The sequence below is a fragment of the Phenylobacterium sp. genome, assembly GCF_035309685.1.
GTDB lineage: Bacteria > Pseudomonadota > Alphaproteobacteria > Caulobacterales > Caulobacteraceae > Phenylobacterium.
In genome coordinates this window covers 1-13,850 of the sequence record NZ_DATGEX010000062.1, presented here as the reverse complement: position 1 = coordinate 13,850, position 13,850 = coordinate 1, and the positions used below count along the sequence as shown (strand labels likewise).

Annotated in this window: 12 protein-coding genes and 1 pseudogene; 9 read left to right on the top strand and 4 right to left on the bottom strand. The window is 70.3% G+C overall.

What is annotated here, in order from left to right:
• Nucleotides 1–8 precede the first annotated feature (8 nt).
• Entirely contained in the window at nt 9–1,334 is a 1,326-nt protein-coding gene (locus VKQ35_RS18720) for a sensor histidine kinase (RefSeq protein WP_324364238.1), read from the bottom strand.
• On the bottom strand, nt 1,324–1,860 hold the full coding sequence (locus VKQ35_RS18715) for a response regulator (RefSeq protein WP_324364237.1): 537 nt from the start codon (nt 1,858–1,860) through the stop codon (nt 1,324–1,326). The genes VKQ35_RS18720 and VKQ35_RS18715 overlap by 11 nt, the downstream gene beginning before the upstream one ends.
• 207 nt (nt 1,861–2,067) lie before the next feature.
• Between VKQ35_RS18715 and VKQ35_RS18710 the strand changes: the two genes are divergently transcribed.
• The 6 genes from VKQ35_RS18710 to VKQ35_RS18685 are packed head-to-tail and all read left to right on the top strand — an operon-like array spanning nt 2,068 to nt 10,923.
• Complete coding sequence (locus VKQ35_RS18710) at nt 2,068–3,327, top strand: efflux RND transporter periplasmic adaptor subunit (RefSeq protein ID WP_324364236.1); 1,260 nt, start codon at nt 2,068–2,070, stop codon at nt 3,325–3,327.
• A 19-nt stretch (nt 3,328–3,346) separates the two neighbouring features.
• Nucleotides 3,347–4,027: an ABC transporter ATP-binding protein gene (locus VKQ35_RS18705; protein ID WP_324364235.1), complete on the top strand. Its 681-nt coding sequence runs from the start codon at nt 3,347–3,349 to the stop codon at nt 4,025–4,027.
• An 11-nt stretch (nt 4,028–4,038) separates the two neighbouring features.
• A complete protein-coding gene (locus tag VKQ35_RS18700; RefSeq protein ID WP_324364234.1) occupies nt 4,039–6,534 on the top strand; it encodes an ABC transporter permease in 2,496 nt (831 codons plus the stop codon).
• Nucleotides 6,535–6,564: 30 nt separating this feature from the next.
• Nucleotides 6,565–9,015, top strand: a complete 2,451-nt coding sequence (locus VKQ35_RS18695) for an FtsX-like permease family protein (protein ID WP_324364233.1) — start codon at nt 6,565–6,567, stop codon at nt 9,013–9,015.
• Nucleotides 9,008–9,478, top strand: coding sequence for a DUF2147 domain-containing protein (locus VKQ35_RS18690; protein WP_324364232.1), 471 nt, complete (start codon nt 9,008–9,010; stop codon nt 9,476–9,478). The genes VKQ35_RS18695 and VKQ35_RS18690 overlap by 8 nt, the downstream gene beginning before the upstream one ends.
• Nucleotides 9,479–9,510: 32 nt before the next feature.
• Nucleotides 9,511–10,923, top strand: coding sequence for an MATE family efflux transporter (locus tag VKQ35_RS18685; RefSeq protein ID WP_324364231.1), 1,413 nt, complete (start codon nt 9,511–9,513; stop codon nt 10,921–10,923).
• On the opposite strand, the gene VKQ35_RS18680 is transcribed toward VKQ35_RS18685, so the two are convergent.
• Nucleotides 10,840–11,205, bottom strand: coding sequence for a DUF4440 domain-containing protein (locus tag VKQ35_RS18680; protein WP_324364230.1), 366 nt, complete (start codon nt 11,203–11,205; stop codon nt 10,840–10,842). The genes VKQ35_RS18685 and VKQ35_RS18680 overlap by 84 nt on opposite strands.
• Nucleotides 11,206–11,212: 7 nt before the next feature.
• Nucleotides 11,213–11,863, bottom strand: coding sequence for an alpha/beta hydrolase (locus VKQ35_RS18675; RefSeq protein ID WP_324364229.1), 651 nt, complete (start codon nt 11,861–11,863; stop codon nt 11,213–11,215).
• A gap of 178 nt (nt 11,864–12,041) precedes the next feature.
• On the opposite strand from VKQ35_RS18675, the gene VKQ35_RS18670 reads away from it, so the two are divergent.
• The 3 genes and pseudogenes from VKQ35_RS18670 to VKQ35_RS18660 all read left to right on the top strand — a co-directional run.
• Nucleotides 12,042–12,476 (top strand): Rrf2 family transcriptional regulator, encoded by a 435-nt coding sequence (locus tag VKQ35_RS18670; protein ID WP_324364228.1) that lies wholly within the window; start codon nt 12,042–12,044, stop codon nt 12,474–12,476.
• The gene (locus tag VKQ35_RS18665) at nt 12,473–13,615 is read left to right on the top strand and encodes a cysteine desulfurase family protein (RefSeq protein ID WP_324364227.1); all 1,143 of its coding nucleotides are present in this window, start codon (nt 12,473–12,475) and stop codon (nt 13,613–13,615) included. Before VKQ35_RS18670 ends, VKQ35_RS18665 begins: the two co-directional genes overlap by 4 nt.
• Nucleotides 13,615–13,850, top strand: a pseudogene (locus VKQ35_RS18660) (Fe-S cluster assembly protein SufB); the annotation flags it as partial. The gene VKQ35_RS18665 and the pseudogene VKQ35_RS18660, both read left to right, overlap by 1 nt.

Genomic DNA, 13,850 nt, shown 5'->3' with positions numbered 1-13,850 from the left:
CCCCGTTTTCAGGCCTGCGGAAGCAGCAGCTGGAAGACCGCGCCGTGCGGGCTCGCCGCGCGATGCTCCAGCCGCCCGCCGTGGCTGAGCGCGATCTGCCGCGCGAGCGTCAGGCCGATGCCGGACCCGCCCGCCTTGGTGGTGAAGAAGGGCACGAACACCCCTTCCGGATCGTCGGTCGGCAGGCCAGGGCCGTTGTCCGCGACGGTGAGCGCGAGCTGATCCTCCTCCAAGGTGCAGGTCAGGCGCACCGCGGCGCCCTCGCGCCCGCGGACCGCGTCGACGGCGTTCTTCAGCACATTGATCATCGCCTGTTCCAGCAGGTCGGGATCGGCGTCGATGGTCAGCCACGCCGGCTGCACCGCGCTCGAATAGGCGATCGTGTCGGCGCCGATCATCGCCGCAGCGAGTTGGTCCAGATTGCGCACGACCTCGGCGGCCTGTGCGCGGGTCTTCACCGCCGCCGGAGCGTCGGTGAGGCGGCGGTAGCGTTCCACGAAGTTCATCAGGCCGTGGCTGCGCCGCGCGATGACCTCGGCGGCCTCGATCACCTCGGCTTCGGTCTGCGGGGTGTGCGGCCCCGCCAGCTTGCCGGCGATGTTTTCGGAGAGCGAGCAGATCGGGGTCAGCGAGTTCATCATCTCGTGCGCCAGAACGCGGACCAGGTCCTGCCAGGCCTTCACCTCCACCGCGTCGAGGTCACCGGAGACGCTCTGCAGGGCGATCAGCCGCCGCGCGCCGGCGTCGGCGGTGAAGCCGGAGACCTGCGCCAGCATCGCCCGCTGGTCGGCCAGCCGCACGATCTCCCGCGCGCCGACGGGCAGTTCTAGCAGCCGCTGGGCCGTCTCGGGGCCCAAGACCGGGATCGCGGCCAAGGCGCCGATGTGGGCGCCCAGGCTGACCCGCGCGGCGCGGTTGGCGGCGGTGACCGCGCCCCTGTCGTCGACCACCAGCAAGGCGGCGCTGACGGTGTCGGCCAGCGCCTCCAGGAAGTCGGTGCGCTGCTGGCGCTCGGCGCGGGTGACGGCCAGCCGGTCCAGCGCTGCGCGGATCGCCACGCCCAGTTCGCTCAGGCCCGCGGGAATGGTCGGACGCTCGTAGCCCTCGGCGGTCAGGCCGTCGACGAACTGCGCCAGCGTCCGGTCCGCGGCGCGGGTGCTGCGGACTAGGTCGGCGACGACGAGCGCCAGGACGCCGGCCAGCACCACGCCGGTCGCCCAGAGATGGCGCTCGACCGCCCACAGGCCGCCGAACGCCAGCACGCTGATCGCCGCCGCCCGCAGCGTGGCGCCCAACGCGAAGCCGGCCGCGCCGCCGAAGGGCCTAGAGGCCATGGCGCTCCATCCTGCGATAGAGGGCAGGGCGCGTCAGGCCGAGCGCCTGGGCGGCGTGGCTGACGTTGCCGTCGTAGAGCGATAGCGCGCGCACGATGGCGCGGCGCTCCAGATCGTCGAGGTTCAGGGCCTTGCCGGACGCGCGCCGCTCGGCGGTCAGCGCGGCGGCCGCGGTCATGGCCTCGACCAGGCCGTCGTTGCGCCAGGGCTTGAGGATGAAGTCCGCCGCCCCGCGTTTCAGCGCCTGCACGGCCAGCGAGACCCCGCCATAGGTGGTCATCAGCACCACCGACAGCGCCGGATCGGCCTCGTGCAGGCGGTCTAGGGTGTCGAGACCGGCCGCCCCGTCGCGCGCGCCGGCTGCAAAGTTCATATCCAGCAGGACGGCGTCGTAGAGATGGGCGCGCTCGGCTGCCCCCTCGGGCGACGGCGCCATGTCGACCTGCTCAGCGGTCCGCGCCAGGGCCGCGGCGGCGGCCTTCAGCACATCGGGATCGTCGTCGATGATCAAGAGCTTGCACGCCACAGCTTGAATCTACGGTGTTGCGAGGCCGGCGGCAAAGCGAGTTGGATCAAGCGCTTATGCGCGCGTGGGCGCGCAAGGGCCCGCGCCGTTGTCCGTTTCCGGACACCAGGGTTGCATGCAATCGTGATCGTGCCGGCTAAGCCGTTGATAGAGCGTCGTTTCGCCGAACGCCGGCGCCAAGCGACACTGTTGGCCATGAGTTCTGGGATGGACAGGCAGATCGCGACGCCCTGGTGGCGACGCCGGCGCACGCTGATCGCCGGCGGCGTCACGGCCGCCGTGCTCGCCGCCGCGGCGTTTGGCGCGCTGGCGCTCAGCGGCGTCAGGTCGTCCGTCCGGGTGCCGGCGCAGAACGTCACCTTGGGGACTGCCGAGCCCGGCGTGTTCCACGACTTCGTCGCGCTCCGCGCCACCGCCCAGCCCAAGGACGTGATCTATCTCGACGCCCTGGAAGGCGGGCAGGTGCGGGAGGTGTTCGCCCAGGCCGGCGACCTGGTGAAGGTCGGCCAGCCGTTGCTCAGCTTCCGCAACACCGAGCTCGAGCTCGACGTCCTCGACCGCGAGGGCCGGCTCGTCGAATCGATCACCCAGCTGCAGACCTACGAAAAGCAGCTCGAGGACGCCCGGGTCGCCAATGAGAAGGCGGAAGCCCAAATCCAGTACGACATCACCCGCCTGCAGCGGACCGCCGAGCGGCGCGATGAGCTGGTCGCCAAGGGCTACATCAGCCGCGACATGCACGAGCAGGTGCATGACGAGTTGGATCACAATCGCAAACTGCTGCCGCTGCAGACCTCCTCCAACGCCGAGCAGGATGCGCTGCGCCGCCGGCAGATCCCCCAGATCCAGAGCGAGCTCGCCACCCTGCAGGAGAGCCTGAAGGTCACCCGCGGCAAGCTGGACAGCCTGGTGCTGCGGGCGCCGGTCGCCGGTCGGCTGACCGACATGGACATCAAGGTCGGCGAGATCCGCAACCGCGGCCAGCGCCTGGGCCAGATCGTCGCCGACACCGGCTTCAAGCTGCAGGCCCAGATCGACGAATACTACCTGGAGCGGGTTAAACCCGGCCAGACGGGCCGAGTCACCATCGGCGACCAGGAGGTTCCGGTGCGGGTGACCCGCGTCGATCCGCAGGTGAAGAACGCGACCTTCCAGGTGGACCTCGCCTTCGAAGGCGCCATGCCGCATGGCCTCCTCCCTGGCCAGGCGCTGGAGGGCCGGCTGACGCTTGGCGGCGATCGGCCGGCCCTCGTCCTTCCTGCCGGCGCCTTCCTGGAGCGCACCGGCGGCGACTGGGCCATGGTGGCCGACGCCGGCGGGACCCACGCCGATCGCCGGCGCATCCACATCGGGCGGCGCAGCGCCGACCAGGTGGAGGTGCTGGGCGGCCTGAAGCCGGGCGAGCGGGTGATCACCTCGGACTACAACGGCTTCGAAAAAGTCGATCGCGTCGTTTTGACGAAATAATTCAATCGGGAGGGCAGGAATGCTCAAGCTCACCAACGTCAGCAAGATCTACCGCACCGCCGAGGTCGAGACCCTGGCGCTGAACGAGATCTCCATGGAGGTGAGGGGCGGCGAGTTCGTCGCCATCATGGGCCCCTCCGGCTGCGGGAAATCGACCCTGCTCAATACGCTGGGCCTGCTCGATACGCCCACCAGCGGCGACTTCGAGTTCTTCGGCGAGCAGGTGGCGCGGCGTTCGGAGCGGGAGCTTACGGCGCTGCGCCGCGACCGCATCGGCTTCGTCTTCCAGAGCTTCAACCTGATCGACGACCTCTCCGTCGCCGAAAACGTCGAGGTGGCGCTGCTCTACCGCCGGGTGCCCGCCGCCGAGCGCCGCCGCCGCGTCGCCGAGGCGCTGGAGCGGGTCGGCATGGGCCACCGCGCCCGGCACCGGCCGCAACAGCTTTCCGGCGGTCAGCAGCAGCGTGTCGCCGTCGCCCGGGCGCTGGTCTCCGACCCCAGCCTGATCCTCGCCGACGAACCGACCGGCAACCTCGACACGGTCAACGGCGAGGCGGTGATGACGCTGTTGACCGAGGCCGCCGCCGGCGGGGTCACGGTGATCATGGTCACCCACTCGCTGGCCCACGCCGCGGTCGCGCAGCGCACCATCAAGCTGCTCGACGGCCGGGTGGTCTCCGAAACCCTGCTGGCGGCCTGAGTTTCAAGCCCGTGTGGCGCAACTACTTCGTGACGGCGGTGCGGCATCTGACGCGCAACCGCCTCTACGCGGCGATCAGTATCGCCAGCCTCGCCGTGGGCTTCGCGGTGGCGATCCTGGTGGGGATCTTCGTGCGCCACGAGGTCAGCTACGACCGCTTTCTGCCCGACCATGATCGGCTCTATATCGCCCGCGAGATCCTCTATCCGCCGGCCCACGGCCCGCCGACGCGGATGAACGAGACCCGCATCGACATCGCCGGCTACCTGACCTCCGACGTCCCGCAGGTGCAGGCGGCCACGCGCCTGCAGCCGCACACCTACGGCGTCCAGCGCGGCGGGGTGATCTACCGCGAAGAGGACGTCGCCTGGGGCGACCCCAACATGCTGCGGGTGCTGAAGCTGCGCCTGCTGGAGGGCGATCCCGACACCGCGCTCAGCGCGCCGGGCTCGCTGATCCTCACCAAGGCCCGCGCCCGCAAGTTCTTCGGCGACGCCGACCCCTTGGGGCAGACCCTGCTGCTGCGCCCGCTGGACGACAATGGCCCGGTGAGCGGCCAGCTCGGCAAGCCAATGGCCTATCACGTCACCGGCGTCCTGCAGGACCTGCCGTCCGAGACCCATCTGAAGGCCCAGATCTTCACGCCCACCGAACCGGACGCCATCGACGATCCCCCGGCCACCTGGGGCGGCGAGGCTCTGACCTATGTGCGCCTGGCGCCCGGCGCCTCGGCGGAGGCCCTGAACCGTCAGATGCAGGCCATGGTCGCGCGGCACATCCCCCAGCGGCCGCTGCTCGACAAGCACATGAACATCGAACTCGCCCCGATCGGCGAGCTGCACCTGCCGCGCAAGCACATCGACGATCCCGGCGACATCAATCCCATCGGCGACCGCACCATCCTTGGCGCGGTCATCGGCGTCGGCGCGCTCATCCTGCTGACCGCGGCGATCAACTTCGTGGGCCTGATGACCGCGCGGGCCTCGCAGCGCGCCGTCGAGATCGGGGTGCGCAAGGCGGTCGGCGCGCGTCGCCGCGACCTGATCGTACAGTTCATGGGCGAGGCCCTGATCCAGGTCGCCGTCGCCTTCGTCCTGGCCTTGGCCGCCGCCGAGCTTTTGGCGCCGGCGTTGGGTCGGTTGTTCAATCGGGAACTGTCGCTCGACTATCTGGGCGATTTCCGCTTCCTCGCCGGCCTTGCCGCCGCGGCGCTCGGCGTCGGGCTCGCCGCCGGGCTCTATCCGTCGCTGGTGCTGTCGGGGTTCCGCCCCGCTAGCGCGCTCAAGGGCGGCATCGGGTCCTTCGCCGGGTCCGGCGCGGTGCGCCAGGCCCTGGTGGTCGTGCAATTCGCGGTCCTCGTCCTGCTGATGATCGTCATCGTCACCGTCTCGCGCCAGACCCGGCTGGCGGTCGCGCATGCCTGGCCGGCCGGGTCGCAGCAGGTGCTGCTGGTGAACGGGCGGCCGATCTGCGGCAACGCCTTCGAGGATCGGGTCCGCACCCTTCCGGGCGTCGTGGGCGCCGCCTGCGCCATGGGCGGCATCCTGCGCAATCAGGGCTTCACTTCCATGGCCAAGACCGTGGACGGCCAGGCGGTTCCCGTGGCGCTGGGCTCCGTCGAGGCGGGCTTCTTCGAGCTCTATGGCCTGCATCCGCTGGCCGGCCGCACCTTCCGGGCCGACCGACCGGCGGACCAGCCTCTGGTGCGCAATCCGGAGGACGACGATCACGGGCCGCCGGTCGTGCTCAACGCCGCCGCGGCCCGCCGGCTGGGCTTTGCGACGCCGCAGGCCGCGGTCGACCGCATCATCCGCTGGGACCGCTTCCACGCGCCGTTCACGCAAGGCGTCGGCTGGACGACCAAGATGCTGCACGACCAGTCATCCCAGGTGCTGGGCGTCGTGCCCGACTATCCGGGCCTCAGCCGCGAAGCGGTCAAGCCGGTGATCTATTGGGTCGATCCGGGCCTGATGGAGCTGCTCAGCATCAGGGTCTCGACGCCGGCGGCGCCCAGCGTGCTGCATGCGCTCGGGCCGCTATGGCGCAGTTCCGGGCATTTCAGCCCGGCGCCGGCCCGGCCGCTCGATGACGCGGTGCGGGAGGCCTACGCCGACGTGCTCACGCTGGGCGAAGTGGTCGCGGTCTGCGCGGGCCTGGCCGTGGCGCTCGCCTGCACCGGCCTCTTCGCGCTCGCGTCCTACACCACCGAGCAGCGGACCAAGGAGTTCGGCGTCCGCAAGGCCATGGGCGCCACCGCCGCCGACATCGCGCGCCTGCTGCTCTGGCAATTCAGCAAGCCGGTGCTGGCCGCGATCCTGATCGCCGTCCCGCTGGGATGCCTGCTGATGCGCGCCTGGCTGCGCGGTTTTGGCGACCGGGTGGCGCTCACGCCGCTCAGCTTCATCGCCATCGCCGCGGTCGCCGTCCTGATCGCCTGGGCGACGGTGCTCGCCCACACCTGGCGCGTGGCCCGGACCCGTCCGGTCGCCGCGCTTCGCTACGAATGAAAGCCGTTCTGACCCTGAAGGGGGATGACCATGCTGCGTAGTTACCTCGCCGCCGCGCTGCGCAACCTGGGCCGCAACCGGCTCTACGCCGGGATCACCATCGCCGGCCTGGCCATCGGTTTCGCCGCCGCCATGCTGGTCGCCCTCTTCGTGCGCGACGAGTACAGCTACGACAAGTTCATCCCCGGCTGGCAGCGGACCTACCGCATCTCGCAGCTCGTCACGGCCCCGGGCGGCAAGACCTCGGACAACGCCTACACGCCCGTGCCCTTGGCGGCGGCCCTTCGCTTCGAATTCCCGGAGATGGAAGAGGTCTCCCGCTTCGCTTTTGGCGGCTTCCCGCCGGAGGTCCGCCACGGCGAGATCAGCGCCGCCGAGCAGGGGGTGCAGTTCGTCGACCCGAACTTCTTCCGCATCATGCCGATGCCCAAGGTCGCCGGCGACATCGCCCACGGCCTGGACGCCCCCGACACGGTGATCGTCGACCTCAGCACGGCGCGCAAATACTTCGGCCGCGACACGCCGATCGGCGAGATCCTGATGGTTGACAAGCACCCGCTGCGCGTCGTCGCCGTGCTGCAGGATCTGCCGTCCAACACCGAAATCAACGGCAACCTTTTCGTCTCGGCCCTGGCGCCCAACAGCGTGATGAACGATCCCGCCTACAACATGTGGGCCGGCAACCGTCTGAACACCTACTTCCGGCTGAAACCGGGCGCGAGCCTGGCCTCGGTCATGGCCCGGATGCCGGCCTTCGTGAAGCGGTACGACTCGAACAGCACTGACGCCAACACCGTGCGTATGGTGCCGATCAACGTGGCCGATATCCACATGCGCCGGGCGATGTCGACCCAGTTCGACAAGGCGCCGGCCGATCCCGGCATCGTCGCCTCCATCGGCGCGGTGGGCGCCCTGATCGTGCTGGTGGCGGCGATCAACTTCGTCACCCTGATGACCGCGCGGGCCGCGCGGCGGGCGGTCGAGGTCGGCGTGCGCAAGGCCGCCGGCGCCTCGCGGCGCGACCTTATCGTCCAGTTCATGGGCGAAGCCTTCGTCTACGTCCTGCTGGCCGGGCTGGTGTCGGTGGCGCTGGCGGAGCTGTTGCTGCCGGCCTTCAACCTGTTGGTCCAGCGGCGCATCCACTTCGACTACCTGCACGACCCCGGCCTGGCCGCCGGCATCTTCGGCGTCCTGCTGCTGGTCGCGCTGCTCGCCGGCGCCTATCCGGCCTTCGTCCTGTCTCGTTTCCGCCCGGCCGCCGTGCTCAAGGGCGGGCCCGTTCAGGGCGCCGGCGGCGCCGGCGTGCGGCAGGTGCTGGTGGTCTTGCAGTTCTCGGTGCTGATCGCGCTGATCCTGGGGGCCGGCACGATCTATCGGCAGACCATGTTCTCCATCAAGGCCTCCACGCGCCTCGACAACGACCAGGTCATGCTGCTGTTCGCGCAGCCCTGCACCGACACGCTCCGGGACCAGGTCCGCCGTGTGCCCGGGGTGATCAACGCCGCCTGCTCGTCAGGCGACACGCTGGCGTTGATGGACAACGAGGTCACCGTGACTGCGGGCCGCCACAAGAATCCTTACGTCGTCCTCAGCCCCGTCGATCCGAACTTCTTCGACGTCTATCGGCTGAAACCCGTGGCCGGCCGGTTCTACGACCCGAACCGTCCAGCCGACGCCGCAAACGGCGCGACCTTCCACCAGCCCCTGGTGATCAACGAGACCGCCGTCCGCGAGATGGGCTTCGCCAGCCCCGCCCAGGCTGTAGGCCAGTCGATCGTCTGGGACGGCCTGGCGGACCCGGGGTGCACCGGCCGGTGCTGGTCGGGGACCACCCGCCTGCCGTCGCTCATCATCGGCGTCGTGCCGGACTTCAGCTTCGCGTCGGCGCGAACCAAGATCGGCGCGGCCATCCTCCCGATCGCCCAGAAATCGGGCGGCCAATACGACTCCATGGCGCTCAACGTCCGCCTCGATCCGGCGATGAAGGCGCAGGCCCTGCCGGCCATCGACAAGGTCTGGAAGCGGTTCGGGAACGGACCGATCATCCGCTACTTCGTCGATCAGTTCCTGCTGCGCTGGTACATCGACACCATCGTGCAAGGGGCGGTGATCACCGCCTGCGCCCTGATCGCGCTCTCCATCGCCTGTCTCGGCCTCTTCGCGCTGTCGGCCTACACGACCGAGCGGCGCACCAAGGAGATCGGCATCCGCAAAGCCATGGGCGCCAATTCCGGCGACATCCTCAAACTGCTGCTCTGGCAGTTCACCAAGCCGGTGCTGTGGGCGAGCGCGCTTGCCGTGCCGGCGGCCTGGTTCGCGATGAACTGGTGGCTGCAGGGCTTCGTCTACAAGGTGCCGCTGGCGCCCTGGACCTTCGTCGCGGCGGTGGGGCTTGCGGTGCTGATCGCCTGGGGCACAGTCTTCGTCCACGCGTTGCGGGTCGCCCGGGCCCGGCCGGTGGGAGCGTTGCGCTATGAATGATCGTTGGATCTGGGGCCCGGGTCTGATGATAGGGGGCCTGCTGGCCGTGACCCTGACGGTCGGTCACGCGGCGCATGCCGCGCCGGCCGCCGATCCGACCTTCGGCGACTGGGTCACCCAGACCGGTGACGGCAAGGTCAGGGTGGGGCCGTGCGCCGCCAATCCGGCCCAGGCCTGCGGCGCGCTGATCTGGCTGAAACCGCCGGCCGACGCGCCGCCCGGACCGCCGCACGACGCCAACAACCCGGATCCGGCGCTGCGCGCGCGGCCCCTGATCGGCGTGCTGATCGTCAGCGGCTTCACCCGCGAGGCGGCCGGCCAATGGGTCGACGGTAAGATCTACGACCCCAACGACGGCAAGACCTACAAGTCGAAGATGAGCATCGGCGCCGACGGCGCCCTGAAGGTCTCGGGCTGCGTGCTGGTGTTCTGCAAGGCCCAGACCTGGACCAAGGCGCCGTGACCACGCAACGGTGAGGCGCTAGGCTCGGCGGCATGGAAGGCTATCTGCGCCGCGTCGCCCGACCGATCGCCGTCCTGTCCGCGCCGCTCGTCGGCTTCTTTCTGATCCAGAACGCCGTCAGCCTGGCCACGCTCGCCATGGTCGGGCGGCTGGGCTCGGCGGCGCTGGCCGGAGTCGGGCTCGCCAGCGTCCTCTTCACCTTGCTGCTGGCGCTTCTGTACGGTCTCGACACCGGCGCCCAGGCCATCGTCTCGCGCGCCACCGGCGCCGGCGAGCCGCGCCAGGCGGGCGCTGCGCTCACACAGGCCCTGGCGCTCGGCGCGCCGCTGGGGCTGGCCCTTTGCGCCGTCGCCTTTCTGGCCGGGCCTGCCGTCCTGACGGCGATGCTTGGACCGGGCGCGGCGGCGAGCACGGGAGCCGCCTTCCTGCGGGCCGCGTCGCCGGCGCTGCTGCTGTTTGGCCTCACCATCCCCTTCAACGCCGCCTGGATCGCTTCTGGGCGTCCGACGGTCGCCTTCGCGGTCACCGCCGCGGTCGCGCCCTGTCAGGTGCTGGCGAGCTTCCTGCTGATCCATAGCGCAAACCTGGGGGCCCCGGGCGCCGGCATGGCCATGACCGCCGCAGGAGTCCTAACGCTTGGCCTGCAGGCCGCGATCGCGTGGCGCTGGGCGCCGGTTCCGGGCCTGTTCGCGCGCCGCCTCAGCCGGGCGGGTCTTGGCGACATCGTGCGCATCGGCTGGCCGGTCAGCGTCCAGCAGTCGCTGAGTCAGGCCTGCCTGCTCGGCGCCTTCGCCATCGTCGCGCGCCTGGGCGTCGCCGAGGTGGCGGTGATCAACGTGCTCAACAATCTGATGCTGGCGCCGATCCAGCTGGCCGTCGGCCTGGGGGTCGCAGCCGCCACCCTGGTGGGCCAGTCGCTGGGGCGGGGCGAGCGCCCGGAGGCCCGCCGCTGGGGCTGGCGCGCGGCGACCGCTGGCGCGGTCCTGGCCACGCCGCTCGGGCTGATCGTGCTGGCCGCCCCGGAGACGGTCTTGCCCCTGTTCATCAGCGATCCGGCCGTGGTCGCCATGGCGGTTTGGCCGGCGCGCCTGCTTGCGGCCGTCGTCAGCCTAGACATCTTCGCCCGCGTCCTGGGTTTTGCGCTGCGCGGCGCCGGCGCCACCAAGGCCGCGACGTTCGTCCCCTTCATCACGCAAGGGGCGCTGTTGCTGCCGATGCTCTGGATCGTGGCCATCGTGTTGGGCCGGGGTTTGCCAGGCTTCGTCGCGGTGGAGGCCGCCATGCTGGCGATCGAGGCCCTGGTCTATATCGTCATCTGGCGGAGCCCGTTGTGGGTGAACGTGCCGATCGCGGGCGTCGGCCTAGCCGTGGAGCGTCACGAAGAGTTCGCTTTCGATGACCCACTGGCCGGTGACCTTGCGCCAGGCGGCCATGTAGGCGCCTGACAAGCCATTGCCGGTCCAGCGCCCGGTCTCGGCGGCCGTGTCGCCCGCGGTGGAGACCTCCACACTGTCGGGCGTGCGCACATAGGCCACGAAACCCGGCTCGCGGAACTGCGCCTCGAAGGCCGCGACGAGGGCGTCGGCGCCCAGGATCAGCCCGCCGCCGCCCGGGATCAGCCGCGCGTCGGTCGCGAAGAACGGCCGCAGCCTCTGGGCCTGCTTCTCGGCGATGAACTTGTTGGTGAGGCGCCGCCGCGCCCGGATGGCGTCTTCCGGGGCGGTCATTGCGGCCCTACGCCGGCTCGGCCGCCAGGCGCTTGTCGAGATAGGCGCCGACGCGCTGTTCCACGTCCGGCAGGTTCTCCATCCAGAAGTGGGTGGCGCCCTCGACGACGTCGTAGTCGATGACGATGCCCTTCTGGGTGCGCAGCTTGGAGACCACGCGCTCCACCTCGATCGGCGGGACCACGCTGTCATTGCCGCCGTGCAGGATCAGGCCCGACGCCGGGCAGGGGGCCAGGAACGAGAAGTCGTAGGCGTTGGTCGGCGGCGAGACCGAGATGAAGCCGTCCGTCTCCGGCCGGCGCATCAGGAGCTGCATGCCGACCCAGGCGCCGAAGCTGTAGCCGGCGACCCAGCACTGCGAGGCGGCCGGGTTGGTGGACTGCAGCCAGTCGAGCGCCGTCGCCGCGTCGGCCAGTTCGCCGATGCCGCTGTCGAACTCGCCCTGGCTGCGGCCGACGCCGCGGAAATTGAACCGCAGAACCGAGAAGCCGCGCTTCATGAACAGGTGGAACAGCTGGACGGTGACCGGATTGTTCATCTGGCCGCCCGCCTTGGGGTGCGGGTGCAGGATCAGCGCGACGGGGGCCGTCTCGCTCTTGCCCTGGGAATAGCGGCCTTCGATGCGCCCGGCGGCGCCGGTCAGAACCACTTCTGGCATAAGATCCCTTTCCGCTCGGGCCATCCGTCCAGATGGCCCTAGAATACTTGACTACTGCGCTGGGTCTTCTTAAGTCCGACCCGCCGGCAGGACCGGTCCCGCGCAAGGCGGCGGCCTATAACATAGGGCCGCTGCGAAACGCGAGAAAACTGCGCAGCACGAAGACGGACCGCATCCGATGCGTCTCTCCACCAAAGGCCGCTACGCCGTCATGGCCATGGCCGACCTCGCCCGCCGCCAGGACGAGCCGTGCCGCGCCGTGGCGCTCTCCGACATCGCCACGCGGCAGGAAATCTCGCTCTCCTACCTCGAGCAGCTGTTCGCGCGGCTGCGCCGCAAGGGTCTGGTGCAGAGCGCCCGCGGCCCCGGCGGCGGCTATCGCCTGAGCAAGACGGCCGCCGAGACCACCATCGCCGACATCGTGCATGCCGTGGACGAGCCGATCCGCGCCACGCGCTGCGCCGAACAGGGCAAGGGCTGCATGCTGAAGGGCGAGCGGTGCCTGACCCATGATCTCTGGGAACATCTGGGCGACCGGATCGAGGACTATCTGGCCTCGGTCAGCCTGGCCGACGTGATCTCCGGCCGCCTGGCCCATCGGAAGGCCGCATGAGCGTTTACCTCGACCATAACGCCACCGCCCAGGTGCGGCCGCAGGCGCTCGCCGCCATGGTCCATGTGCTGGAGCATGTGGGCAATCCGTCCTCGATCCATGCCGCGGGCCGCGCGGCCCGCGCGCTGGTCGAGACCGCCCGCGAGCAGGTCGCGGCCCTGATCGCCGCGCCGGCCCCCACTGTGGTCTTCACCTCCGGAGGCACCGAGGCCAATGCGCTGGCCATCGAAAGCGCTGTCGCGGCCGGTTCGCGCCGCCTGATCGTCTCGGCCATCGAACACGACAGCATCCAGGAGACCGCCCGCGCGCAGGGCGTCGCTGTCGAGGTGCTTCCCGTGGACGGGAACGGCGAGGCTGACCTCGCCTGGCTGGCGGACCGCCTGGGCCGCTGGGACGCCGCCGACGGCAAGCCGTTCGTGGCCCTGATGCTCGCCAACAACGAGACCGGCGTCATCCAGCCGGTCGCGCAGGCGGCCGAGATCGTCCGCGCCGCCGACGGCTGGCTGCACGTCGACGCCATCCAGGCGGCCGGCAAGATCCCCGTCGACAGCCGCGGGCTCGGCGCCGACACCCTGTCGATCTCCGCCCACAAGATCGGCGGGCCGCAGGGGACCGGCGCGCTCACCTTCGGTCCGCGCGCCACACTGTCGCGCCGCCAGCACGGCGGCGGGCAGGAGCGCGGCCGCCGCGGCGGCACCGAGAACGTTCCCGGCATCTCGGCTTTCGGCACCGCCGCCGCCGAGGCGCTGAGAGGCCTGCAAGACTTCCAGAGCCGCGCCGCCTGGCGCGACGCCGCCGCGCAAAAGCTCAAGGCGACTGGCGCCGTGGTCATGGGCGAGGCCGCGCCGCGGCTCGCCAACACGCTGTGTGTCTCCACCCCGGGCTTCCCGGCCGACGTCCAGGTCATGGGCCTGGATCTGGCCGGCGTGATGGTCAGCGCGGGCTCGGCCTGCTCGTCGGGCAAGGTCAAGGCCTCGCCGGTGCTGGAGGCCATGGGGCAGGGCGATCTGGCCGCGAGCGCCATCCGCGTCAGCGGCGGCTGGAGCACGACGCAGGCCGACTGGGACCGTTTCGTCGAGGCCTGGACCACCGCCCACGCCCGCCACGCCGCGCGCCATCCTCAGGTGGAGAACGCCTGATGGCCGCCGTCAAACAGACCGTCGAACACGTCGAGAGCCTGGAGAAGTACAAGCACGGCTTCGTCACCGACATCGAGCAGGACTTCGCGCCCAAGGGCCTGAACGCCGACATCGTCCGCTTCATCTCGGCCAAGAAAAACGAGCCGGAATGGATGCTGGCCTGGCGCCTGGACGCCTTCGAACGCTGGCAGGCCATGGACGAGCCGGACTGGGCCAAGGTCTCGTTCCCGAAGAT

What these genes read in the sequence shown, in the direction of transcription:
- VKQ35_RS18720 (WP_324364238.1), bottom strand. Translation starts at nt 1,334, where the DNA reads ATGGCCTCTAGGCCCTTCGGCGGCGCGGCCGGCTTCGCGTTGGGCGCC.
- VKQ35_RS18710 (WP_324364236.1), top strand. Translation starts at nt 2,068, where the DNA reads ATGGACAGGCAGATCGCGACGCCCTGGTGGCGACGCCGGCGCACGCTG.
- VKQ35_RS18705 (WP_324364235.1), top strand. Translation starts at nt 3,347, where the DNA reads ATGCTCAAGCTCACCAACGTCAGCAAGATCTACCGCACCGCCGAGGTC.
- VKQ35_RS18695 (WP_324364233.1), top strand. Translation starts at nt 6,565, where the DNA reads ATGCTGCGTAGTTACCTCGCCGCCGCGCTGCGCAACCTGGGCCGCAAC.
- VKQ35_RS18690 (WP_324364232.1), top strand. Translation starts at nt 9,008, where the DNA reads ATGAATGATCGTTGGATCTGGGGCCCGGGTCTGATGATAGGGGGCCTG.
- VKQ35_RS18685 (WP_324364231.1), top strand. Translation starts at nt 9,511, where the DNA reads ATGGAAGGCTATCTGCGCCGCGTCGCCCGACCGATCGCCGTCCTGTCC.
- VKQ35_RS18680 (WP_324364230.1), bottom strand. Translation starts at nt 11,205, where the DNA reads ATGACCGCCCCGGAAGACGCCATCCGGGCGCGGCGGCGCCTCACCAAC.
- VKQ35_RS18675 (WP_324364229.1), bottom strand. Translation starts at nt 11,863, where the DNA reads ATGCCAGAAGTGGTTCTGACCGGCGCCGCCGGGCGCATCGAAGGCCGC.
- VKQ35_RS18670 (WP_324364228.1), top strand. Translation starts at nt 12,042, where the DNA reads ATGCGTCTCTCCACCAAAGGCCGCTACGCCGTCATGGCCATGGCCGAC.
- VKQ35_RS18665 (WP_324364227.1), top strand. Translation starts at nt 12,473, where the DNA reads ATGAGCGTTTACCTCGACCATAACGCCACCGCCCAGGTGCGGCCGCAG.